Annotated in this window: 21 protein-coding genes; 18 read left to right on the forward strand and 3 right to left on the reverse strand. The window is 59.7% G+C overall.

The window, feature by feature from the left end; translation table 11 throughout:
• The first annotated feature begins 34 nt into the window (after positions 1–34).
• The 3 genes from miaB (at position 35) to dapF (ending at position 3,587) form a co-directional block, all read left to right on the forward strand.
• Positions 35–1,549 carry a tRNA (N6-isopentenyl adenosine(37)-C2)-methylthiotransferase MiaB gene (gene miaB / locus HMPREF2942_RS00685; RefSeq protein ID WP_070665708.1) on the forward strand — a complete coding sequence of 505 codons (1,515 nt, stop codon included), beginning with the start codon at positions 35–37 and terminating at the stop codon, positions 1,547–1,549.
• 85 nt (positions 1,550–1,634) lie between these two features.
• Positions 1,635–2,555, forward strand: a complete 921-nt coding sequence (gene miaA, locus HMPREF2942_RS00690; protein WP_070634971.1) for a tRNA (adenosine(37)-N6)-dimethylallyltransferase MiaA — start codon at positions 1,635–1,637, stop codon at positions 2,553–2,555.
• Positions 2,556–2,651: 96 nt separating this feature from the next.
• Entirely contained in the window at positions 2,652–3,587 is a 936-nt protein-coding gene (gene dapF, locus HMPREF2942_RS00695; protein WP_049345095.1) for a diaminopimelate epimerase, read from the forward strand.
• A gap of 153 nt (positions 3,588–3,740) precedes the next feature.
• Here dapF and HMPREF2942_RS00700 read toward each other — a convergent pair whose 3' ends face one another.
• Positions 3,741–4,364: a class I SAM-dependent methyltransferase gene (locus tag HMPREF2942_RS00700; RefSeq protein WP_049345322.1), complete on the reverse strand. Its 624-nt coding sequence runs from the start codon at positions 4,362–4,364 to the stop codon at positions 3,741–3,743.
• 143 nt (positions 4,365–4,507) lie between these two features.
• Between HMPREF2942_RS00700 and hflX the strand changes: the two genes are divergently transcribed.
• Both hflX and HMPREF2942_RS00710 read left to right on the forward strand, forming a co-directional pair.
• A complete protein-coding gene (gene hflX, locus HMPREF2942_RS00705) occupies positions 4,508–6,220 on the forward strand; it encodes a GTPase HflX (protein ID WP_070687929.1) in 1,713 nt (570 codons plus the stop codon).
• A gap of 6 nt (positions 6,221–6,226) precedes the next feature.
• A complete protein-coding gene (locus HMPREF2942_RS00710; RefSeq protein ID WP_070687931.1) occupies positions 6,227–8,299 on the forward strand; it encodes an ATP-dependent DNA helicase in 2,073 nt (690 codons plus the stop codon).
• A 232-nt stretch (positions 8,300–8,531) separates the two neighbouring features.
• Here HMPREF2942_RS00710 and lexA read toward each other — a convergent pair whose 3' ends face one another.
• The gene (lexA, locus tag HMPREF2942_RS00715) at positions 8,532–9,206 is read right to left on the reverse strand and encodes a transcriptional repressor LexA (protein ID WP_049341736.1); all 675 of its coding nucleotides are present in this window, start codon (positions 9,204–9,206) and stop codon (positions 8,532–8,534) included.
• Positions 9,207–10,055: 849 nt separating this feature from the next.
• Between lexA and HMPREF2942_RS09235 the strand changes: the two genes are divergently transcribed.
• From HMPREF2942_RS09235 to HMPREF2942_RS00730, 3 genes are all read left to right on the forward strand, one after another.
• Complete coding sequence (locus HMPREF2942_RS09235) at positions 10,056–10,709, forward strand: LysM peptidoglycan-binding domain-containing protein (protein ID WP_083313446.1); 654 nt, start codon at positions 10,056–10,058, stop codon at positions 10,707–10,709.
• A gap of 119 nt (positions 10,710–10,828) precedes the next feature.
• Positions 10,829–11,581 (forward strand): type 1 glutamine amidotransferase family protein, encoded by a 753-nt coding sequence (locus tag HMPREF2942_RS00725; RefSeq protein WP_083313447.1) that lies wholly within the window; start codon positions 10,829–10,831, stop codon positions 11,579–11,581.
• Positions 11,581–12,363 (forward strand): HisA/HisF-related TIM barrel protein, encoded by a 783-nt coding sequence (locus HMPREF2942_RS00730; RefSeq protein ID WP_049341739.1) that lies wholly within the window; start codon positions 11,581–11,583, stop codon positions 12,361–12,363. Before HMPREF2942_RS00725 ends, HMPREF2942_RS00730 begins: the two co-directional genes overlap by 1 nt.
• Before the next feature lie 248 nt (positions 12,364–12,611).
• Here HMPREF2942_RS00730 and HMPREF2942_RS00735 read toward each other — a convergent pair whose 3' ends face one another.
• Positions 12,612–13,034, reverse strand: a complete 423-nt coding sequence (locus HMPREF2942_RS00735) for a DUF1844 domain-containing protein (protein WP_005507125.1) — start codon at positions 13,032–13,034, stop codon at positions 12,612–12,614.
• A gap of 293 nt (positions 13,035–13,327) precedes the next feature.
• On the opposite strand from HMPREF2942_RS00735, the gene infC reads away from it, so the two are divergent.
• From infC to pheT, 10 genes are all read left to right on the forward strand, one after another.
• Positions 13,328–14,029: a translation initiation factor IF-3 gene (gene infC, locus HMPREF2942_RS00740; protein WP_005507875.1), complete on the forward strand. Its 702-nt coding sequence runs from the start codon at positions 13,328–13,330 to the stop codon at positions 14,027–14,029.
• A gap of 197 nt (positions 14,030–14,226) precedes the next feature.
• Positions 14,227–14,421, forward strand: coding sequence for a 50S ribosomal protein L35 (gene rpmI, locus HMPREF2942_RS00745; RefSeq protein ID WP_004006287.1), 195 nt, complete (start codon positions 14,227–14,229; stop codon positions 14,419–14,421).
• Between the two features lie 114 nt (positions 14,422–14,535).
• The gene (gene rplT / locus HMPREF2942_RS00750) at positions 14,536–14,916 is read left to right on the forward strand and encodes a 50S ribosomal protein L20 (RefSeq protein ID WP_005507127.1); all 381 of its coding nucleotides are present in this window, start codon (positions 14,536–14,538) and stop codon (positions 14,914–14,916) included.
• A gap of 118 nt (positions 14,917–15,034) precedes the next feature.
• Entirely contained in the window at positions 15,035–16,036 is a 1,002-nt protein-coding gene (locus HMPREF2942_RS00755) for a TrmH family RNA methyltransferase (protein ID WP_070687933.1), read from the forward strand.
• Between the two features lie 92 nt (positions 16,037–16,128).
• A complete protein-coding gene (locus HMPREF2942_RS00760) occupies positions 16,129–17,049 on the forward strand; it encodes a cation diffusion facilitator family transporter (protein WP_070687935.1) in 921 nt (306 codons plus the stop codon).
• A gap of 18 nt (positions 17,050–17,067) precedes the next feature.
• On the forward strand, positions 17,068–17,883 hold the full coding sequence (locus HMPREF2942_RS00765; RefSeq protein ID WP_049345309.1) for a DUF421 domain-containing protein: 816 nt from the start codon (positions 17,068–17,070) through the stop codon (positions 17,881–17,883).
• Between the two features lie 16 nt (positions 17,884–17,899).
• Complete coding sequence (locus HMPREF2942_RS00770) at positions 17,900–18,382, forward strand: (deoxy)nucleoside triphosphate pyrophosphohydrolase (protein WP_070687937.1); 483 nt, start codon at positions 17,900–17,902, stop codon at positions 18,380–18,382.
• A 313-nt stretch (positions 18,383–18,695) separates the two neighbouring features.
• On the forward strand, positions 18,696–19,217 hold the full coding sequence (locus HMPREF2942_RS00775; protein ID WP_005507133.1) for a hypothetical protein: 522 nt from the start codon (positions 18,696–18,698) through the stop codon (positions 19,215–19,217).
• 236 nt (positions 19,218–19,453) lie between these two features.
• Complete coding sequence (pheS, locus tag HMPREF2942_RS00780) at positions 19,454–20,581, forward strand: phenylalanine--tRNA ligase subunit alpha (RefSeq protein WP_049328035.1); 1,128 nt, start codon at positions 19,454–19,456, stop codon at positions 20,579–20,581.
• A 3-nt stretch (positions 20,582–20,584) separates the two neighbouring features.
• Entirely contained in the window at positions 20,585–23,155 is a 2,571-nt protein-coding gene (gene pheT, locus HMPREF2942_RS00785) for a phenylalanine--tRNA ligase subunit beta (protein ID WP_070687939.1), read from the forward strand.
• Positions 23,156–23,245: the final 90 nt, after the last annotated feature.

The raw sequence follows: 23,245 nt of genomic DNA on the forward strand, positions 1-23,245 counted from the left end.
GAGCCATTATCCCCCATCGGATACCCTATAGGGCATGACTTCGACCCTCAGCGATTCCGCCCAGACCCCCGAAACCAGCCCCCGCACCTACGAAGTGCGCACTTTCGGCTGCCAGATGAACGTGCACGACTCCGAACGAATGTCCGGCCTGCTGGAGGCTAGCGGCTACGTTCGCGCTGAGGAAGGCACCCAGCCCGACCTGGTGGTTTTCAACACCTGCGCGGTCCGCGAAAACGCTTCCAACCGCCTGTACGGCAACCTCGGCCAGCTGGCACCGGTCAAGCGCGCCCACAAGGGTATGCAGATCGCCGTGGGCGGCTGCCTGGCGCAGAAGGACCAGGACGCCATCATTGAGAAGGCGCCCTGGGTTGACGTCGTGTTCGGTACCCACAATATTGGCTCCCTGCCGGCTCTGCTGGAGCGTGCCCGCCACAACCACGAGGCGCAGGCAGAACTGCTCGAATCCCTCGAAGTTTTCCCCTCCACCCTGCCGACTAAGCGCGACCACGTGTACTCCGGCTGGGTGTCCATCTCGGTTGGCTGTAACAACACCTGCACCTTCTGCATTGTGCCGTCTCTGCGCGGTAAGGAGAAAGACCGCCGCCCCGGCGACATTCTCGCTGAGGTTCAGGCGCTGGTCGATGACGGCGCTATCGAGGTGACCCTGCTGGGCCAGAACGTGAACTCCTACGGTGTGGAGTTCGGCGACCGCCAGGCATTCTCCAAGCTGCTGCGTGCCTGCGGCGAGATTGAGGGCCTGGAGCGTGTACGCTTCACCTCCCCGCACCCGGCAATGTTCACCGATGACGTGATTGACGCGATGGCGGAGACCCCGAACGTCATGCCCGTACTGCACATGCCGCTGCAGTCCGGCTCCGATAAGGTGCTCAAGGATATGCGCCGCTCCTACCGTTCCAAGAAGTTCCTGAACATTCTGGACAAGGTGCGCGAGCGCATCCCGAACGCCGTGATTACCACCGACATCATTGTGGGCTTCCCCGGCGAGACTGAAGAGGACTTCCAGGACACCCTGAAGGTTGTGGAGCAGGCTCGTTTCTCCTCCGCGTTCACCTTCCAGTATTCGATCCGCCCCGGCACCCCGGCGGCGACCATGGAGAACCAGATCCCGAAGGAGGTCGTGCAGGAACGCTACGAGCGTCTGATTGCCCTGCAGGACCGCATCGCCGGTGAAGAGAACCGCAAGCAGCTCGGCAAGACCGTTGAGCTGATGGTCGTTGCGGAGGCCGGTCGTAAGGCTGACCAGACTCACCGCCTCTCGGGCCGCGGCCCGGACCAGCGCCTCGTGCACTTCTCCGTGCCCGAGGGCTGCGAGACTCCCCGCCCCGGCGACATGGTCACCGTGCCGATTACCGAGGCTGGTTCCTTCCACCTGATTTCTGACCCGACCGCCGAGCAGTACCACCTGCGCCGCACCCGCGCCGGCGACGCGTGGGACCGCTCCCAGGCTGATTCCTGCGGTACCGGCACCACCCAGGTGCCCGGTGCGCCGGTGGGTCTGGGCATGCCGACCATCGGTCTGCGCCCCTAAAACCTAGATTCGAATCATGCGCCCTGTTCTTCGGGCCCTCATCCTCACCGCGAGTGGGGGTGAGGGAACCGGTAGAATGGGGCGCATGACTATCTCCGAAACTCTGCCCGTTATCGCTATTGTGGGCCCGACCGGCACCGGTAAGAGCGCGCTCGCCATTGAGCTGGCTCTGCGCCTGAACGGTGAGTGCATTAACGCTGATTCTATGCAGTTCTACCATGGCATGGATATTGGTACCGCGAAGGTTACTGCGGAGGAGATGCGCGGCGTTCCGCACCACCTGCTGGACATTATGGATGTGCGGGATGAGGCGTCCGTGGCGGAGTTTCAGGAGCGTAGCCGTGAGCTGATTGAGCAGATTCGTGGCCGTGGCCGCTACCCGATTCTGGTGGGTGGTTCCGGCCTGTATGTGCGTGCCGCCCTGGATAAGTTGGAGTTCCCCGGCACGGATGCGCGGGTGCGCGAGCGCCTGGAGGAGCAGGCACGTACCGAGGGTATTGGTGTTTTGCATGCCCGCCTGGCGGAGGTCGACCCGGAGTCGGCTGCGCGTGTGAAGGATGAGCGCCGCATCATTCGCGCCCTGGAGGTGTTCGAGGTGACGGGTCGCCCGTTCTCGGCGTTCATGCCGGTGCGCGAGTACGTGACCGAGAGTATTCAGATTGGTCTGGATATGGATCGTGCCCTGCTGCACGAGCGTCTGCACCGCCGCGTGGAGCTGATGCACGAGCGCGGCCTGCTGGACGAGGTGCGCACCCTGAACGAGCAGGGTTTGCAGGAGGGTAAGACCGCCTCCCGCGCGATTGGTTACGCGCAGTTTGCTCGCGTACTTGAAGATGAAGACTATAGCGTGGAGCAGGCGATTGAGGATACGACCATTGCGACCCGCCAGTTTGCGCGCCGCCAGCTGACCTGGTTCCGTGCGGACCCGCGTGTGCACTGGCTGGATGCGCTCTCACCCACCCTTGCCGATGAGGCGGAAGCCATCATCTGCGAAAGCACCCGATAAGCCACAATAACGAGCCGTCGCCGAACCGATACCTCGTCGAGTCGGTCGGCGCGGTAAAATCATAAACGGACAGGTCACCAACCTTAAGGACAGCATATGAGCGAGAACCCTTCCACCTGGGGCGAGCTGGCAGGCCTGACCCTCACCAAGGGTCACGGCACCGGTAACGACTTCATCTTTCTGACGGACGAGAACGCAGAAATTGCCCTCACCCCCGAGCTGGTAGCCCGCGCCTGCGACCGACACTTCGGAATTGGCGCGGACGGCTTCATTCGTGCTGCCCGCAGCACCGCCTCCCGCGCGGGTCAGAAGCTGCTCGAGGAGCACCCGGACGCTGTCTGGTTCATGGACTACCGCAACGGTGACGGCTCTATCGCTGAAATGTGCGGCAACGGTGTGCGCGCGTTCGTGGAGTACCTGCGCACTGAGGGCCTGATTGAGCTTGAGGTGGGCGAGACCGTCAAGATTGGTACCCGTGCCGGCGTGAAGACTGTGGCGCGCACCGAAGAGGGTTACGCGATTGATATGGGTCCGTGGAGCTTCATCCACGGTGAGGCTGCCCGCGAGGGTGGCGAGGACTGCCTGGTGTCTGCCCGCGGCTTGAAGACTCCGCGTGCTGGCCTGTCCATTTCGATGGGTAACCCGCACACCGTGGTGATGCTCGGCTCCGACGGTAAGCTGGACGGCCTGGACCTGCACAGCCTGCCTCAGGTGAACCCCGCCCCGGTCAACGGCACGAACGTTGAGTTTGTGGTGCCGGTCGACCTGGACGTTGAGAGCGGTGCGCATGTGGGCGCTATCCGTATGCGCGTGCACGAACGCGGCGTGGGCGAGACTCTGTCGTGCGGTACCGGTGCGTGTGCGGCGGCTGCGGCGACCCGTTTCTGGGGTGGCGAGGAAGCACCGGATGAGTGGCTGGTGCATGTGCCCGGCGGTACCCTCGCGGTGACTTTCGTGCTGGGCCCGGACGACCTGGAGCATGTTGTTCTGGCTGGTCCGGCGCAGATGGTTGCGACTGTCGTGCTGCGATAGCCTGCAGCGATAGTCGGCTGCGGTAGCGAGCAGTCCTAGACCAGAGATTTTATAGACAAAAGCGGCGGGTGTTTTCTGAGAACACATTCAGAAAACACCCGCCGCTTTTATATTTTTAAGCAATAAGCGCTAGAGGATTTAGCGCCAGAGGTTTTAGTCCTCGTAGCGGTGCACCTGCAGAATACGGAAGCCCTTCGAAGTCGCGTAGCGCGACACCTCAAACTCGCCGGGGTGCAGCTCCTCAAGCTGCGCGTCCATCCACTTCTGCAAAGAATCGGAGCCCAGGTTCTTCTGAACCACCAAGTAGGCGTCACCACCGGGCGCCAGGCGCGGCAGCCAGGTCAGCAGGATCTCGTGCAGAACCTCCTTGCCCACGCGAATCGGCGGGTTCGACCAGATGGTGTCAAAACGCAGTTCGGGGTCAACCGATTCGGGGGTTCCCACGGTGACATTCGACAGGCCGAGAGCGGCGGCGTTGCGTTCAGTCAGGCTAATGGAGCGGGAGTTCACATCCACCGCGTGCACCTGCGCCTGCGGTGCGAGCATCGCCAAGGTCAAGGTGATGGGGCCCCAACCGCAGCCGATGTCGAGCATGCGTGTACCCTGCGGGTCGGGTGCTTCCTGCAGCAAAATAGCGGTGCCCTTATCAATACCGGAGGGGCTGAAAATGCCGTTAGCTGTGGTGACGGTGACCTTGCGGCCGGCAAGCTCCACCTGCACCGGGCGGGGCTTGAATTCGGTCTCGGGGGTTTCAGAGAAATAATGCTGCTCGCTCATGCTATCCAGTGTACCGGTAGGGCAAGAACCCGCCGCACACGGGCAGAGTATGCACGGGGCGGGTCGGCAGCTTGCACGCCCTGAGCGCACAGACGACCGAACCCCCTACCTGATGCGGGCAACGGCGGTAGAATTAGAGTCGTATGAATTCTAAGAACATCCCCGTATCTGATACCGAAAAGCTACCCAGCGATGAGCAGCTGCGCCGCACCGTAGACCGCGTTCTGGGCCGCTCCCAGGTCGCCGCCTCCGTCACTACTTATGACGCAGCGGGTACCGCGCATCACAGCGATAATTCTTCCAGCACTCACGGCAACAATAGCCGCCGTGTGCTGGATACTCGCGCGCGCGAAATTTCTGACGTTCAGCGCGAGCATTCCGAATATGACGGTGACCAGGAAGACCTCGCTGAGCGCCGCGCACTGCGCCGTATCGCGAACCTCTCCACCGAACTTGAAGACGTCACCGAGGTCGAGTACCGCCAGCTACGCCTGGAGCGCGTGGTGCTGGCTGGTCTGTGGACTGAAGGCACCGTAGAGGACGCAGAGAACTCCCTGCGTGAGCTCGCGGCACTGGCTGAAACCGCAGGTTCCGAGGTTCTGGACGGCCTGGTTCAGCGCCGCCTCAAGCCGGACCCCGGCACCTTCCTCGGCTCCGGTAAGGCGCTGGAACTCAAGGACATTGTGGAGGCGACCGGCGCTGACACCGTCATTGTCGACTCCGAACTGGCTCCCTCGCAGCGTCGTGCCCTCGAAGACATCGTGAAGGTCAAGGTCATTGACCGCACCGCCCTGATTCTCGACATTTTCGCTCAGCACGCTAAATCCCGCGAGGGTAAGGCGCAGGTTGAGCTGGCTCAGCTGGAGTACATGCTGCCGCGTCTGCGTGGTTGGGGTGCGTCCCTGTCCCGTCAGGCGGGTGGCCGTGCCGCAGCCGGTGAGGGTATCGGTTCGCGTGGTCCCGGTGAAACCAAGATTGAGATGGACCGCCGCCGCCTGCGCGCTCGCATGGCGAAGCTTAAGCGTGAGATCGCTGCGATGGCGCCGGCGCGTGAGACGAAGCGTCTGAACCGTCGCCGTAACCGCGTGCCTTCGGTGGCTATTGCCGGGTACACGAACGCGGGTAAGTCCTCCTTGCTGAACCGTCTGACCGATGCCGGCGTGCTCGTGGAGAACGCCCTGTTCGCAACCCTGGACCCGACCGTCCGTAAGGCTCAGACCCCGGACGGTATCGGCTATACCCTCTCCGACACTGTGGGTTTCGTGCGTTCGCTGCCGACCCAGCTGGTCGAGGCGTTCCGATCCACCCTGGAAGAGGTCGCTGACGCTGACGTCATCCTGCACGTGGTGGATGCTTCGCACCCGGACCCGGAGGGGCAGATTCGTGCTGTCCGCGAGGTCATCGCGGAGGTCGACGCCCGCCATATCCCTGAGATTATTGTGCTGAATAAGGCGGATGCCGCCGACCCGTTCGTGCTGGAGCGTATGCGCCAGCGCGAGCCGGAGCACGTGATTGTTTCGGCGCGTACCGGTGAGGGTATTGAGGAGCTGAAGCAGAAGATTGCGGACACCATTCCGCGCCCCTCCATTGAGGTGAAGCTGCTGATTCCGTACTCGCACGGTGAGATTATTTCGCGCCTGCACGAGTGGGACGCCGAAATTAAGAGCACCGATTTCGTATCGGATGGCACTTTCGTGGTGGCTCTGGTCCGTGAGGATGTCGCCTCCGAACTGTCCGAGTATGTGCTGGAGGGCGACCTGCTGGAGGTTCTGGAAGAGGAACTTGCGGAGGCACACGCCCTGGCTGAAGCGACCGCTTCTGACTCCGAGCAGTCCTCTACTGCTGAGGCTCTCTAAGGGCGGATGAGCGTGACCGAGAGCATCAACGCGCCCAAAAACGCCCCGGGAACTGTACCCGGACCGGCAACCGACGGCACCCGATTCACCGGGCAGGAGCTTGAGACCCTGCCCGGTTCGAAGGATGCCCTGACCCTGCTGGATGAGGCGGTTGCCGCCACTGGCGGTCAGAATCGTGCCGGTCAGCGCACTATGGTGGCGCATGTGGCGCAGGCTCTTGAACTGCAGCGTCACCTGCTGGTCCAGGCGGGTACCGGTACCGGTAAGTCCCTGGGCTACCTGGTTCCTGCCCTGGCGAGGGTGGGGGAGTCGGACCAGCCGATTGTCGTTGCGACGGCGACCCTTGCCCTGCAGGCGCAGATCGTGAACCGCGATATTCCGCGTCTTCTACAAGCGCTGGAGCCGCGCCCGGAATCGCAGGCGCAGGTGGCTCTGCTCAAGGGCCGCAATAACTACCTCTGCGTGCACAAGCTGGAGGGCGGCTACCCGGAAGACGAGCCGGATGCTCTCTTCGACATGCCTTCTTCGACCTCCCGCGTGGGTGAGGAAGTGGTGCGCCTGCGCGAGTGGGCCGACCGCACGGAGACCGGCGACCGTGACGAGCTGAAGCCCGGCGTCTCTGACCGCGCCTGGGCTCAGGTATCGGTGAGCGCCGCCGAGTGTCTGGGCCGCCGCTGCCCGCTGGTGGAAGAGTGCTTTAGCGAGATGGCGCGTAGCCGTGCCGCTGAGGCTGACATTGTCATCACGAACCACGCCCTGCTGGCGATTAACGCTTTCGAGGGCATGAAGGTTCTGCCCGAGCACGAGACGGTCATTATTGATGAGGCTCATGAGCTGGTGGACCGCGTGACAGGTGCCGTGTCTGGTTCTTTGACGGTTGCGATGGTTCGCCGTGCGGCGCGTAGCGTGAAGAAGCATTCGAAGGCTGATTCCGGCGCACTGGAAATGGCTGCCGGCACCCTGGAGACCGCGTTCGAGGGTCTTGCCGAGGGCCTGCTGAAGGGCCTGGACGGTCGCCTTTTGACCGCTATTTCTGCGGTCAATGATGCCGCCCGCACCGCCCTGTCCGATACGAAGCCGGACGGTCAGGACGTTGACGCCGGCCTGCAGATGGCGCGCTCGCGTGTCTCTGAGGTACACGACATGAGTAGCCGCATTCTGGAGGCTTCGGGCGAGCAGGACGTTCTGTGGATTTCTCGTCAGGGTGGTTGGGAGAACGGCCGCTACGTGGCTGCTTCCGATACCGACCCGGCGACCCTGAACATCGCCCCCTTGAGCGTCGGTTTGCAGCTACGTGACGGTCTGTTCGCTGACCGCACCGTGATTCTGACGAGTGCGACCCTGACGGTGGGTGACTCTTTTGACGTTGCCGCCGGTGCCCTGGGACTGCAGGGCGAGGGCGCGCCGCGCTGGACGAGCATCGACGTGGGTTCGCCTTTCGACTACCGCAAGCAGGGCATCATGTACGTTGCCGGGGATTTGAAGCCTCCGGGATTCGGTGTGCACGAGGGCCAGCTGGAGCGTCTGCGTGAGCTGTGCGAGGCGTCGGAGGGCGGTGCCCTGGGCCTGTTCTCCTCGAAGCGCGCCGCCGAGCGTGCCGCCGAATACATGCGTGAGCACAGCGACCTGAACATTCTTCTGCAGGGTGAGTCTTCGCTCAAGGCCCTGGTGGAGGAGTTCAGCGAGGACGTTGACTCATGCCTGTTCGGAACGATGAGCCTGTGGCAGGGCGTGGACGTTCCCGGTGACTCTTGCCGCTTGGTGGTGATGGACCGCATTCCGTTCCCGCGCCCGGATGACCCGATTGCGCAGGCTCGTACAGAGGCGGTGAACCGTCATCGCGGTAACGGCTTTATGGCGGTTTCTGCTCACCACGCGGCGATTCGTATGGCGCAGGGCGCGGGTCGCCTGATCCGTTCGGTGTCTGACCGCGGCGTGGTGGCTGTGCTGGATTCGCGTGTGGCGACTAAACGCTACGGCGGTTTCTTGATGAAGGCGATGCCGCCGATGTGGTCAACGCAGAATAAGGCCGCGGTGACCGGCGCGCTGGCTCGTCTTTCGGCGAGTATTGAGCGTTAGCTCGGGCGGGATCCAGTCCTGGCAGCGCCGCACCTTCCGCTTTGGAAATATAAAAATCACCCCGGTGATACGTGAACATTCACGTAGCACCGGGGTGATTTCTATAGAGAGCTAAAAGCCTCGTAGCTATGTCTTTTAGAGGCTGTGTTGTTTAAAACAGCTTCTTTGAGATGCTGTGGCTGTTTAGAGCCCGCGTCTTTCAGAGACTGCATCTTCTAGAGGCTGTGGTTTTCTAGAGACTACGCAGCACGGAGACGACCTTACCCATGACGGTTGCGCGGTCGCCCATAATCGGCTCGTAGTTGGAGTTGCGCGGCATGAGCCAGGTATGGCCGTCGACCTGACGGAACACCTTCACGGTTGCCTCGTCGTCAAGTAGCGCAGCAACAATATCGCCGTTGTCTGCGGTGTGCTGCTCGCGGACAACCACCCAGTCGCCGTCGCAGATTGCGGCGTCAATCATGGAATCACCCTTGACCTTGAGCATGAACAGCTTGCCGCTACCGACCAGCTGGCGGGGCAGAGCGAGCACATCCTCCACGGACTGCTCGGCAGTGATGGGGCCGCCCGCTGCAATTCGTCCAACCAGGGGAACGGGTACGAGGTCCTCATCGCCGACTTCGAAGTTCGGCAGCTCGGGCAGGGAAGAGGAAGCGCTACCGTGGATGCCGATGCCGTTCTCATCCAGCACCTCAATGGCACGGGGGAGCTTGGGGTCGCGGCGAATGTAGCCCATGGTCTCGAGGCGACCGAGCTGGTGAGTGACCGAGGACAGGGACGCAAGACCCACCATGTCACCAATCTGGCGCATGGACGGCGGGTAACCCTTCTGTTCAATCTCGGTGCGGATCGCGTCAAGAATCTTCTGCTGGCGCGCGGTCAGCGCCGGACGGGGTGCTGTTGCCATTTCTTTTCCTTCGGTCTGTGCCCCGAATTCTGTACTCCGGTCTCTGCAGTCTGTTTGAGACACAGTCCGGTCGGGGCACGGATGGGTGCTTCACACGTTTTCTGGTGAAGTCCTAAAAATTTTTTGGTTCTGCCGAAATGGGTCTTATCTCGTCAGGGGGTGGAGGAATTCTATCCGTGCCGGAGCGATACCGGAGCGATACGCAGGCAACGAGTATGCGCCTCCGCCCTATAAAACTCAGTCAGCAGCACCTGCATTCGATACAGAATCAAACCGTAACGGGTACAGAAACCTGCTGTGAGTAGGACTCATCAGGAGCGTGTGGAACGTCTCTTGACACCAGTGTAGAACACTACACCGAAAAACTCAAACAAATATTCTAGATTTTTTCTTCGAAACTCGAAGAAATTTTTAGTACATCTCTGCTAGACTTTAGAACAAGAGTTCGTATATACTCTTGAATCTCTCCTGGAATTCAGGATTTACGGGTGAATGTTCGAAAAATATTCGAAGATTCAACCCGGAGTCTTTCGGGAGAGGAGAGTGAATGGGTGTTCGAATGTATTCGAATCCTCTGCCTCTCTCTTCGCATGATCTACCTCGGATGCTCTAGGGAGCATCTGGCGAAGAGAGAGCGCAGGGGATGGGGTTCCGGGGTCACCCAGTGCGACCCTGCGCAGCCTGGTGCATCCGACGCTCTGACCTAACTAGAGAATAGCTACCCAATAGTTATCGCCTAACAATCACCACTCCATAGTTATCACTCAACTAGGACCTCCGAGCGGGTATCGCTCGGCATTGCTAGACCCGCGGGGTAACCCCGGGGCGAGCTGAGAGAAAGGAACCACAATGACTACTGCAGCACCTATTGCTTCTCGTGGCACTTCTGCACACCTTCCGGCAGGTTTGGTGGTACTTCACCCCGCCCGCACTGCGTCCGCCAGCACCGTGTCCGCCCGCACCGTGCAGGGGCGTTCTCGTGTGCCTGCGTCTTCGCAGTCTGTTCGCTCTTCTCGTGCGGCTCATGCACCCCGTCCTGCGCAGGTTGCTCAGCCCGCCCACACTCCCGCCGTTTCTGCCTCTGCTGCTTCTACCCCCGCCGTTTCTGCTCAGACATCTTCTGTGGCTCAGGCGCCTGGAGCGAAGAGTGTTCTTCTGGCTAAGGGAGGCGAGCTTCTGCGCTCGGTTCCCGGTTCTATTCGTCGTCTTGGCACTGTACGCGGTTTCCTGAAGGGCCTGCCTCTGCTGACCTTGGCGGCACTGATTGTGCTCGGCGCTATTAGCTTCTTTGGTCCGGCGGCTTCTGCCTCCGTGGAGAACGCTTCGGTGAGTCGAACCGTCGTTGTGGTCAAGCACGGTGAGACCCTGTGGGATATTGCTCAGGCGGTGGATCCGCAAGGTGACACCCGTGATACTGTGGTTCGTATTATGGAGTTGAACTCGTTGACCAGCACCTCTGTTGATGCCGGTCAGCGTCTGGAAATTCCTCAGACTCAGCGCTAAGCATGGACCCGCGTGTGGTTGGCTTCTGCATGAGGTTGATGTCTTGACTCCGAATCCTCTATCTCTCAAGCTAGAGCGCTTGAGCCGAATTCTTGAGCCTATGAAATAGGAGCGCACCGATGCCTGTTCCCGTTGAATCCACACCCGTCGAAACTGAATCTGTACAGAGTGCTCAGACTGCTCGTCCTGTGGTTGCCGTTTTGGGGGAACCCGGAACTCGTGGCGCCCTGGTGAAGCTTCTTCAGGATGCGGGGGCGGAGGTCATCGTGACCGCTGTGCCCGATCAGCTGCGTGAGGCTGACGGCATGGTGGTTACCGGCGGTGCGAGCTCTCTTGAGGCGTATGAAGACCTGAAAGCTAAGGACGCTGAGCGTGTGATTGGTCGCCGTGTTGCTGGTGGTCGTCCGGTGTTGGTTGCCGGTGCAGCGTTGAGTTGCCTCTTCGATTCGGTTACGGTGGAGCATCCGCAGATGGGGCAGGTTCAGGTTCAGTGTATGGGGGAGTGGCCCGGTGAGAGCGTGGAGCTTTCTACCCGCGACTTGGTGCCCGGTGTTTCTGCCCTGCGTTCTTCCTCCGATAGTGCGCTGCTCAAGGATCTTGAGGGCGAGGCTCACTTCAAATCTGAGCACGGCGTTTTTGAGTGGGCTTTTGATCAGAGCATTGAATATATTGCCCCTCCGGCAGTGACTTGGACTGTCACCGAGCCCGCCTACATCGCGGCGGTTGAGAACGGTCCGCTGACGGCGGTGCAGTTCTGTCCGGTAGGTTCTGGCGAGCTGGGGGCGGAGTTTATGCGCCGCTGGGTTGCGTCCCTGACGGTGACCGGTCGCCTGCTTTCTGGCGACTCCGCTACTGCTGCGGGAGGTAACTAATGTCTGCGCCCGTTCTTGAACTTCTGCCCGCTGTTGATATTTCTGAAGGCTATGCGGTGCGCCCGGTGGGTGGCACCCTGTCCGGTGGTGAGCAGCGCCTCGACCCTGTTGAAGCGGCTCTGACTTGGGTGAAGTCTGGTGCTCGCTGGATTCACCTGGTTGACCTTGATTTGGCGTTTGGTCGCGGCACGAATACTGAGGTTCTGGCTGAGGTGGTTGCCGCCGTCCGTGCAGAGAGCGCCCGGAGCTCTGCCCCGGTTCGTATTCAGGTTAGTGGCGGCGTGCGTAATGCTGAGAGCCTGGAGCGCGCCCTGAGCCTGAGTCCGGATCGCGTGAACGTGACCAGTGCGGCTCTGGCGGATTCTTCCTGGCTTGAAAGCACTCTGGCTCGTTACGCTGATTCTGATCTTCTGGCTCTTGGTCTCGATGCCCGCTATAACCCTGAGCGGGGCTGGGTGACGGTGGCTCGCGGTACCGACTGGTCGGGCCCTGACCTGGCGGAGGCGCTGGCGTGGCTGGAGAGCGCGGGCGTGCGCCGCTATATCGTTACGGATGTGAGCAAGGACGGTTCCCTGGCGGGTCCCGGTGCGGAGCTGCTGGATGAGGTGCTGGCTCAGGCTGCCTGCCGGGTGGTGGCGTCCGGTGGTGTGGCGTCGCTGGCTGATCTTGAGAAGCTGCGTTCCATGGTGCCTTATGGTTTGGAGGGCGTGGTGCTGGGTAAGGCGCTGTATGTGGGTAACTTTAGTTTTGAGCAGGCTCTTGAGGCTGCTGGTTCCCGCTAAAGCTACCGTTCTTGATACATTGGGTGCCCGCTAAAGCTACCGGTTCGCGCTAGCCCGCTTATCTAGTCCGCGTAGTTTTCTTATCCGCACAGGCTCGCACAAGCTTTATATGTGACGAAGCCCCGTCTTCCTCAGTACGAGGGAGGCGGGGCTTCGTGATGACATAAACCAGGTTGCGGCTTAGTGGACCAGCTGGTTTAGCGTACGTCCTGGTTTACTGCACGTGTTGGTTTAGCACACGTGCTGGTTTAGTACACCGGGCCGGTGAGCTTTTCGCCGGGGCCCTTGCCGGGTTCGTCCGGGAAGGGAGATGCTTCGCGGAATGCGAGTTGCAGGGTGCGCAGGCCGTCGCGCAGGGGTGCTGCGTGCTGGGAGCCGATTTCGGGCGCTGCGGCGGTGACGAGGCCTGCCAGTGCGGTGATGAGCTTGCGTGCTTCGTCGAGGTCCTTGAGGTCGTCGGCGTTTTCGTCTGCTGCCAGGCCGCACTTGACGGCTGCGGCGCTCATCATGTGGATGGCTGCGGAGCTGATGATTTCGATGGCGGGTACGTCTGCGATGTCGCGCAGCTGTTCGTTGACGGCTTCGACCTGCTCTTCGGTGAGTTCGGTGTGGCCGTGTACGGGGGTTTCTTCTTCCGCAGTGAAGCGGAAGTTCGTGTTTTCAGTGCTCATAGTCTTAGAATCTCATATTTCGTTTGTTTCGGTAAATGCGTCCTTAAGAGTGGGCGCTTCTGTGGACTTTCTGGGGGAGTCCCCGCAATTTTTATGGTGTTTTGCGTCTATTTCCTTGCGTCTGTCGGGGATTCTGCGGTATGGTTGTAGGCAGTTTGCAAGTGGAGCATGCCTCCCACCCGGTTGACCGCCGCAGGCGTTTGTTTGCGAGTTTTGAGGTGAACGGGTTCGTCCGCCGCTTTCGGCGTACGCTGGTTTGTGCCTCCGCTTGTGTAACTGCGGGGGCTTTTTTAGTGCCCGCAACGGATAGTATTCACGGGGAAACCCACAGAGCACAGGAGCTAGTCATTAGCGAACCACGCATTAACGATCGTATCCGCGTTCCCGAGGTCCGTCTTGTCGGTCCCGGTGGCGAGCAGGTAGGCGTTGTCCCTCTGAAGGACGCTCTGCGTCTGGCTGAGGACGCTGAACTCGACCTGGTCGAGGTTGCCCCGAACGCGAAGCCGCCCGTGTGCAAGCTCATGGATTACGGTAAGTACAAGTACGAAGCCGCAATCAAGGCTCGTGAATCCCGCAAGAAGCAGGCTAATGCCGTTCTGAAGGAGATCCGTTTCCGCCTGAAGATTGATACCCACGACTACGAAACCAAGGTTGGACACGCTCGTCGTTTCCTTTCCGGTGGTGACAAGGTCAAGGCAATGATTCAGTTCCGTGGTCGTGAGCAGCAGCGCCCCGAGATGGGTGTGCGTCTGCTGGAGCGTCTGGCGGCTGAGCTGGCTGAGGTGAGCACTGTTGAGTCTCGCCCCCGTCAGGATGGCCGCAACATGGTGATGGTTCTGGCTCCGCTTCGCGGTAAGGCAGAGGCTCGCCGTGAGCAGGGCGCCGGCGGTCGCAAGGGTCGCGAGCGTATTGACACGACCAAGGCGAAGCCCGTAACTAATTCTTTGGCAGACGCTATGCCTGCCGAGTTGAAGGCACAGGCTTCCGCCGAGTAGGGAACCGGGTCGTCACTTTAGGATGGGCACGCGCCTCCACCGTTGGGTGGGTGTTGCGGGTTCACCCGGTGCCGGTTCCGAGGCACCTCGTTGGGGGTGCCTCACCTTTGGTCCTTGGGGCTGATGCGTGTATCGCTCAACCCCACTAAGCTACCCCGCTGTTGTGGCGGGGGATGAATGTAAGGAGAACGGCAGCTATGCCGAAGCAGAAGACCCACTCTGGTGCTAAGAAGCGCTTCAAGCTCACCGGTAGCGGCAAGGTTAAGCGCCAGCAGGCGAACCGTCGCCACTACCTGGAGCACAAGTCCTCTCGTCTGACCCGTCGTCTGGCTTCTGACCAGATCGTTACCGGCGGCCAGGCAAAGGTTGTCAAGAAGATGCTGGGTAAGTAAGCAACGCTTACTCTCTGCACCTGGCGCACTGATAGTGGTGCGCACTGATTAAAGACTCGCTCCTGTTCAGCGTGATATGTGAGCTGTTCAGGACATAAGACGAAGGAGACACACGTGGCACGTGTGAAGCGCGCGGTTAACGCGCACAAGAAGCGCCGTACTATTCTCGATCGTGCATCCGGCTACCGCGGTCAGCGTTCTCGCCTGTACCGTAAGGCTAAGGAGCAGGTCACTCACTCGCTGGTTTACAGCTACGACCACCGTCGTAAGAAGAAGGGTGACTTCCGTCGCCTGTGGATTCAGCGTATCAACGCTGCTTCCCGCGCACAGGGCCTGACCTACAACCGCTTCATCCAGGGCCTGAAGGCTGCTGGTGTTGAGGTTGACCGCCGTATGCTGGCTGAGCTGGCTGTTAACGAGCCCGCTGCCTTCAACGCACTGGTTGAGATTGCTAAGAACAACCTGCCCGAGGACACCTCGGCTCCCAAGGCTTAATTAGCCTAGGTTGTGTTCTTACCTCGAAGATCTAGGTTCGGGGTAGGATGCTTAAGCGTCGTGAGCGGCCGTCTGCACTTTTGAGTGTGGGCGGCCGCTTTCTGCGTATCTGGGGATTGTGCTTGTGGCTGTTCTGCGTTTTTGGGTGTGCCTTTGCCTGTACCCTTTAAGAGTGAACTTTTTTGAACGTATTAGTACCCCCGTTGTGATGTCCAATCCGCAGGCAGATCGTGTGCGCGATATTGCGAAGCTGCGTACCCGCGCTGCCCGCACGAAGAAGGGCCAGTTCCTGGTGGAAGGCCCGCAGGCTGTGCGTGAGGCGTTGAAGGCGCACCTGAAGAGCCCCATCCTGGACGCTGTGTATGTCACGGAGGCGGCGTTTGACCGTCATGAGGATATCGCTGATCTGCTGGAGCAGGTCTACGGTACTCCCACCCCGGAGGAGGGCCGCCGCGTTTTCATGCGTGTGGTGACCGATGAGGTGCTGGAGGCGATGGCTGATTCGGTGAGCCCGCAGGGTATTATTGCGGTTTCCTTTATGGTGGATGCGTCGTTCTCGCTGCTGTGGGGTGAGGGCGCGTTGAACCCGAAGCTGATTGCTGTGCTGTCTCGTGTGCAGGATCCGGGTAATGCGGGCACTATTCTGCGTGTGGCTGACGCGGCCGGTGCCGACTTGGTGATTACGACTAAGGGCTCGGTGGATTTGTACAACCCGAAGACGGTGCGTTCTACTGCGGGTTCGCTGTTCCATGTGCCGATTATTCAGGGCGTGCAGCTGGAGGATTTCGCGGAGGATGTGAAGTCTCAGGGTACTGCTGTGCTGGCTGCTGACGGCTATGGTGCGGTGAATCTGCAGGAGCTGAGCGAGTACACTGCGGCTCGTCGTGCCGGTGTGGAGGCGAGTGCTCCTTCCGGTGTGAAGGGTAATTTTGATCTTTCTAAGCCGACGATGTGGCTTTTCGGGAATGAGGCGCAGGGCTTGAACGCTGAAGAGAAGGCTGCCGCTACGATGCGCGTGGCTGTTCCTGTTTATGGTTCGGCTGAGTCTTTGAATGTGGGTACGGCTGCTGCTGTGTGCCTGTATGCTTCGGCGATGGCTCAGCGCGGCGTTTCTCGCTAGGTTTTGGGCGGTTCACGGCTTGTGGTACAGCGGTGGGCCGCTTTAGCATCATGGGTTTTAGAGTTTTAGTTTAGGGCTGAGAAAGGGAAATTATGTCTGCTCCTTCTGGTCATTCGGGTTCGGGCGCGATTATTGCCGCGCTGGGTGCGAATCTGGGTATTGCGGTGCTGAAGTTTTTGGCTTTTGCGCTGACTCGTTCTTCGTCGATGTTGGCGGAGGCTATTCACTCGGTGGCTGACTCGGGTAATCAGCTTCTGCTTCTTTTGGGCGGTCGCGCTTCGCAGAAGCAGGCTGATGAGGAACATCCGTTTGGTTATGGCCGTAACCGCTATATTTACGCGTTTATTGTTTCGATTATTATCTTTGCCCTGGGTGGCTTGTTCGCTCTGTATGAGGGTTATGAGAAGCTGCATGACCCGCACGGTATTACTGAGTGGCAGTGGGTTCCGGTGGCTGTTCTGGTGGGTTCGATCCTGCTGGAGGGTAATTCGTTCCGCGTGGCGGTGAAGGAGTCGCGTGAGCTGAAGGGCAAGCAGAGCTGGATGCGTTTCTTGCGTACTTCGAAGAACCCGGAGCTTCCGGTGCTTCTGCTGGAGGATGCGGGTGCGCTGCTGGGTCTGATTTTTGCGCTCTTTGGTGTGGGTCTGACTCTGTTGACCGGTAATGGTCTGTGGGATGCGTTCGGTACCCTGGCTATTGGTGTGCTGCTGGTCTTTATTGCTGTGTTCCTTGCGGTGGAGATGAAGTCGCTGATTTTGGGTGAGGCTGCTTCGCCGGAGGATTTGGCGAAGATTCGTGCGGCGATTGAGGATGGCGATAGCGAGCGCATTATCCACATTAAGACTGTGCACCTGGGTCCTGAGGAGATTCTGGTGGCGGCGAAGATTCGCATTCATGATGCTGACACTGGTCGTGCGGTGGCTGATGAGATTGACGCGGCTGAGGTTCGTATTCGTGAGGCAGTTCCTGCGGCACGCATCATTTATTTGGAGCCGGATATTTTCCGGGCTTAGTTCTAGGAGATTTTTGTTATGACCGTTGAGATGATCGTTTATCGTTTGCTAAAGATTTTCGTTGGCCTGATCATTCTTTTGGTGTACCTGCGTCTGACTCACCGTTCTCAGGCGGGGCACCAGACCCCGATTGACACCATTGGTAATTTTGTCATCGGTGGTGTGTTCGGTGGCGTGTTGTACAGCGAGCAGATTAGCCTGTTCTACTTTGTCATCTACATGGTGTTTACGCTGTGCATGATTCAGCTGCTGAACGTGGCGACCACGAAGATTCGTTTTCTGCATATGGCGGTGCGTGAGCAGCGCGTGCCGGTCATTACGGATGGTGATATCGATATTAAGAGCTTCCAGCAGGCAGATGTGGTTCTTGATCCGATGCGCCTGATTGCTGACCTTCGTGCGCAGGGTATTTACGACCTGGAAGACATTGAGTTCGCTCAGATTGAACCGAACGGTGCGCTGAGCGTGATCCGTAAGGGTGACGGTGTGCCGAACTTTGCTCTGATTGTGAAGGGTAGCTTGGTCACTCGCGATATCGCGGATGCGCACAAGACCGAGGATTGGGTGTACCTACAGTTGCGTGCCGCTGAGGTCGAGCTTGAGGATGTCTTCCTCATGGAGTTCAAGAACGGTAACCGCCTTCTGATTCTGCTGAATGACGGCACTAATATTCGCCGTGAGGTGGCAGAAGCCTCGAATATGAATGATGAGGAAGAAGAGTGGCAGGAAGGCGTGGAGGAAGCTCCTGAGCCTGAGGATACTGAGGATGCAGAGAAGGAAGTAGCGGAGCACGCTGCTGAAGATGCGCATCCGATGAAGGATTCTAAAGCGTAGAAGAAGGTAGAGAAAGATGAGTGAAGTGTCGCCCTCGTTTGAGGTTCAGGTGGTTGGCGCCGCCGTGGTTGATTCTTTGGTGGCTCCGACCCGTATGCTGGTGGCTCAGCGTTCTGAGCCGCAGACTGTTGCCGGCATGTGGGAGTTCCCGGGCGGTAAGGTCGAGCCGGGGGAGAGCTGCGAGCAGGCGCTGGTGCGTGAGCTGAAGGAGGAGCTGGGCGTGCAGGCGCGTTTGGGTGCTGAGGTGCCCGGTGCGTATCCGCAGGGCTGGCGTCTGAGCGAGCGTCTGGCGATGCGTGTGTTCTTTGCTGAGATTCTTTTGGGTACTCCGGATACTTTGGAAGATCATAGTGCTCTGCGGTGGATGCCGCTGCCGAAGTCTAAGGATGACGCGCAGGCGTACGATGACCTGCTGGGTTTGCCGTGGATTCCTGCTGACTTCCCGATTGTGGAAGCGCTCCTGCAGCAGCTGCAGGACACTGGCACTGGCGAGGCGTAGACCCAAGGTCTGACCTAATGCTCTGCGCTAGTTCGTTGCGAGGCTAAGTCGCCGTTATGTGACAAACTCGCGGCGGTAACAGGATAAATTTTCTCTATCTTTTTTGACACTGTTTGAAGGCGGGATTCCCTGTGGGGAGTCCCGCCTTTATTCATATTTTGAGGGGGATTTATGCGCCGTGTAATCCTGACTTGTGTGTTTGTTGGGGAGGGGATTTTGTCATATATGGGTTCGACACGGATACATACTTTGGAAACCAATCGGTAGGCGGGTAGTATTGAGGGAGAAATCACATACGTATTGGGAGACAATGATGACTGCTCAACCCCCGTTTGATCCGGGTGCTTACCGCTCCGACGCGGTTCCCTCGGACACTCAAGCTATTTATATTCAGGAAGGCGGCGCTGAGCCGCGCGGAATTCTGTTCCACTCACCGACCAAGCACCCGAAGATTCTGCGTCTGCAGGAGATTATGATTGTCTCCGCGCTGCTCTGCTTGATCCACGGTGTTATTTCCTCGTTCGCACCGGATAACCTGTCCCCGCTGAAGGGTCTGCCGGAGTTCGGCGTTGCAGGCGGTATCGGCCTGCTGGTTGTTTCTGCGGTTGTGTACATTTGGGTGTACTTCACGATTCAGAAGGGCAAGCGTCTGGGCCTGACTGTCGGTCTGATTTTTGCAATTCTGGGTGCGTTCGTGGCGATTATGTCTCTGATTGGTAATGTCATTGACGCTCAGCGCTACGGCTTCGTGCCCCTGTACGCGGCATGGTTCATTGCGAACGTGCTGTGGATTCGTGCTTCTTTTGACCCGGCTGTGAAGCAGGCTCTGAAGTAAGTACGACCCTTCAACGCTGTTGTTGAGGCTATATACCTAAGAACGCCCGGATGGACTATCCGGGCGTTCTGCTGTTTACGCTTCCTTCTCTGGTCTAAAATGGATAGGATATGCGCCCGTCGCCTTCCCCTTGTCCCGCACCCTGTGTGGGTAGCCGGGGGAGAGCAGACGGTGCTGCCTAAGGTGTATAACGAGCCAGCCGGCATAGTGCCGGTGGTATGCAGAGAAGAGTGACAATGACCGATTCCGTGCAGGAACACGAGGGTCTTAACGGCCCGGCTCAGGTTCTCGCCCGCATTGCGCAGGTTCTGGAGGAGAACCCCGAGAACGGTTTGGACGCTATCCGTGAGGCTTTTGAGGCTGAGCGTGAGCGTGCCAAGCAGGAGATTCGCGAGAAGGCTAAGGACTTTGACAGCCTCAAGGAGGTGCGACTGAGCTTCTTCGGTGAGAAGGGCATCATGAGCATCGCTAACCGTCAGATGCGTGATCTTCAGAACCAGCACAAGGGCCCGGTGGGTAAGCTGATGGGTCAGGCTCGTGCGGCGCTGACTGAGGCTATTGAGGCTCGTACCGCTGAGCTGGAGGCTGAGCGTGAGGCTCGCATCCTGGCTGAGGAAGCTGTGGACGTTTCTGCTGCTTCGCCTCGCCGTTCTCTGGGCGGCCGCCACCCGATTGCTCTGATGCAGGAGCGCCTGACTGATATTTTCGTCGGTATGGGTTGGGAAGTTGCTGACGGCCCGGAGCTGGAGTCTGAGTGGTACAACTTTGACGCTCTGAACATTAAGCCGGATCACCCGGCACGCGAAATGCAGGATACTTTCTACGTTGAGCCGAAGAACGCTCACCTGCTGCTGCGCACTCACACTTCGCCGGTGCAGATGCGCTCGCTGCTTTCGCGTGATTTGCCGCTGTACATTGTGTGCCCGGGTCAGGTGTACCGCACCGATGAGCTGGACGCGACCCACACCCCGGTCTTCCACCAGATTGAGGGCCTTGCCGTGGATAAGGGCCTGACCATGGCTGACCTGAAGGGCACCCTGGAGTACATGGCACGCGCCATGTTCGGTGAGGACGCTAAGATCCGCCTGCGCCCAAACTTCTTCCCGTTCACTGAGCCTTCCGCTGAGCTGGATTTGTGGCACCCGAACGCTAAGGGTGGCCCGCAGTGGATTGAGTGGGGCGGCTGCGGCATGGTGAACCCGAATGTTCTGCGTGCTGCGGGTATCGACCCTGAGGAGTACTCGGGCTTCGCCTTCGGTATGGGTATTGAACGTACCCTCATGTTCCGTAACAACGTCGCTGACATGCATGACATGGTTGAAGGCGACATCCGTTTCTCTGAGCAGTTCGGGATGGAGATCTAAATTATGCGTGTACCCCTGTCATGGCTGCGCGAGTTCGTGCCTGTAGCCGAGGATGCTTCGGCTGAAGATTTGATGGCAACCCTGGTGAAGGTTGGCCTGGAAGAAGAGGACGTTCACCGCCCCTCTGATGAGCTGTCCGGCCCGATTGTGGTTGGTCAGGTGCTCTCTATGGAGCCGGAGACCCACTCGAACGGCAAGACCGTGAACTGGTGCCAGGTGCGTGTGGTTCCGGAGGGCCAGGAGCAGACTCTGACCGGTAAGGGCATTGAGCCTTCCGGCGTTCAGGGCATTATTTGTGGTGCCCACAATTTCAAGCCCGGTGACAAGGTTGTTGTGACCCTGCCCGGCGCTGTTCTGCCCGGTGGTTTCGCGATTACCGCTCGTAAGACCTACGGCCACAAGTCGGCTGGCATGATTGCCTCGACCCGTGAGCTGGGTATTGGCGATGATCACGGCGGCATTCTGGTGCTTTCGACTCTGGGCCTGGACCCGGAGCTTGGCACCGATGCGATGGAGCTGCTGGGCCTGTACGATCAAGCTGCCGAGGTGAACGTGACCCCGGACCGCGGTTATGCGTTCTCCCTGCGCGGTATTGCTCGCGAGTGGTGCCACGCTACCGGTTCTTCCTTCGAGGATTTTTTGCTGGCGTACGGCGAGCGCGCCCCGGAGGCTAACGACGCCGGTCACCCGGTTGCTCTGCGTGATGACGCCCCGATTCACGGTAACCCGGGTTGCGTGCGTTTCGTGATGCGTGAGGTGTCGGGTGTGAAGGCAGATGCGCCGGTTCCGACCTGGATGTCTTCGCGTCTGCGTCTGGCGGGTGTGCGCTCGCTGTCGCTGCCGGTGGATATTTCGAACTACGTGATGCTGGAGACCGGTCAGCCGCTACACTTCTACGATGCTGACAAGGTTCAGGGTGAGATTGTGGTGCGTCGCGCCGCTGCTGGCGAGAAGCTGGTGACCCTGGATGGTGTTGAGCGTACTCTGCACCCCGAGGATATTGTTATTGCTGATGATTCCGGCGTGATTGGTCTTGCCGGTGTGATGGGTGGCGCCTCGACTGAGGTGACCGATTCGACCACCCGCATTCTGGTGGAGTCTGCTCGTTTTGATGAGGTGTCGGTGGCTCGTACTGCTCGCCGTCACAAGCTGATTTCTGAGTCTTCGAAGCGTTTTGAGCGTGGCGTGGATCCGCAGATTCAGGCTGCTGCCGCTCAGCGTGCGGTTGAGCTGCTGGTTGAGCTGGCTGGCGCTCAGGTTGAGCCGGGCGTGACCGACGTGTCCCTGGGCTACGAGCCGGTCGTGATTGACCTGCCCGCTGATTACACTGCTGGTCGTATTGGCGTGGATTACTCGCCGGAGCAGATTGAGTCTTGCCTGCGTGAGATTGGCTGCTCGGTGGAGCGTACCGAGTCTGGTTACGCGGTGACTGTCCCGTCGTGGCGTACTGACCTGCGTGCGAAGGAGGACCTGACTGAGGAAATCGCACGTATTGACGGTTACGAGAACATCCCCTCGACTCTGCCGGTGGCTCCTGCGGGTCGCGGTTACACTCCGGAGCAGGCGGGTAAGCGTCGTGCGCTGAACGCGCTGGCGGCTTCGGGCCTGACTGAGGTTTTCGCGTACCCCTTCGTGTCGGCTGATGCGAACAACCTGTGGTCGGCTCCGTGGGTGAGCACCCCTGAGAACCCGGTGACTGAGGTTCCTTCGGTTCGCCTGGAGAACCCGATTTCTTCGGCTGAGGGCTGGATGCGCCGCTCGCTGCTGCCGGGCCTGGTTGAGGTTCTGAAGCGTAACCTGTCTCGCGGTTTCAAGAACCTGGCTATTTTTGAGGCGGGTCACGTGTTCATCCCGGGTGAGCAGCTGGGTTCGGAGTCTATTCCGCCGCTGGGTGCTCGTCCTTCGGATGAGGTTCTGGCTGATTTGAATGCCGGTATTCCGCATCAGCCCACTTTCATTGCTGGCCTGTTTGCAGGTACTGAGCATGAGGTGATGCCCGGCGCTACTCCGCGCGCTTACGATTGGCGTGACGCCCTGGACGCTGTGCGTCTGGTCGCTGACGCTGTTTCGGCTGAGATTCAGATGCGTAACGGTGTGCATACTGCATTCCACCCGGGCCGTGTGGCTGAGGTTCTGAACGCTGCCGGTGAGCGTGTTGGTTTCGCTGGTGAGCTGCACCCGAAGCTTCTGCAGGAGCTGAACCTGCCTGAGCGTACCTGCGCGTTTGAGCTGGATTTCTCGGCGCTGTTTGCTGGTCGTGTTGAGGCGCGTCAGGCTACTCCGGTGCTGACTTTCCCGGCTGCTACTCAGGACGTGGCGCTTCTGGTGGACCGCGATCTGCCTGCTTCTGAGGTGGAGCGTGTTCTGCGTGAGGGCGCTGGCGAGCTGCTGGAGGACATCCGCGTCTTTGATGATTACCGCGGTGTCGGTATTGATGAGTCGAAGAAGTCTTTGGCGTTTGCTCTGCGTTTCCGCGCACCGGATCGTACGCTGACTGCTGATGAGGCGTCGGCTGCTCGTGAGGCTGCTGTGGCTGCGACTGTTGAGCAGCTGGGTGCGGAACCGCGTGTCTAACCGGGTCTAACCCTATGGCGTAACGCCTAGTGCTGACGGGGTGGGAGTTGTTGGCTCCCACCCCGTAGCTTTTGGCGTTGCGTGGTGGGT

Source organism: Rothia sp. HMSC071C12, from assembly GCF_001813895.1.
GTDB lineage: Bacteria > Actinomycetota > Actinomycetes > Actinomycetales > Micrococcaceae > Rothia > Rothia mucilaginosa.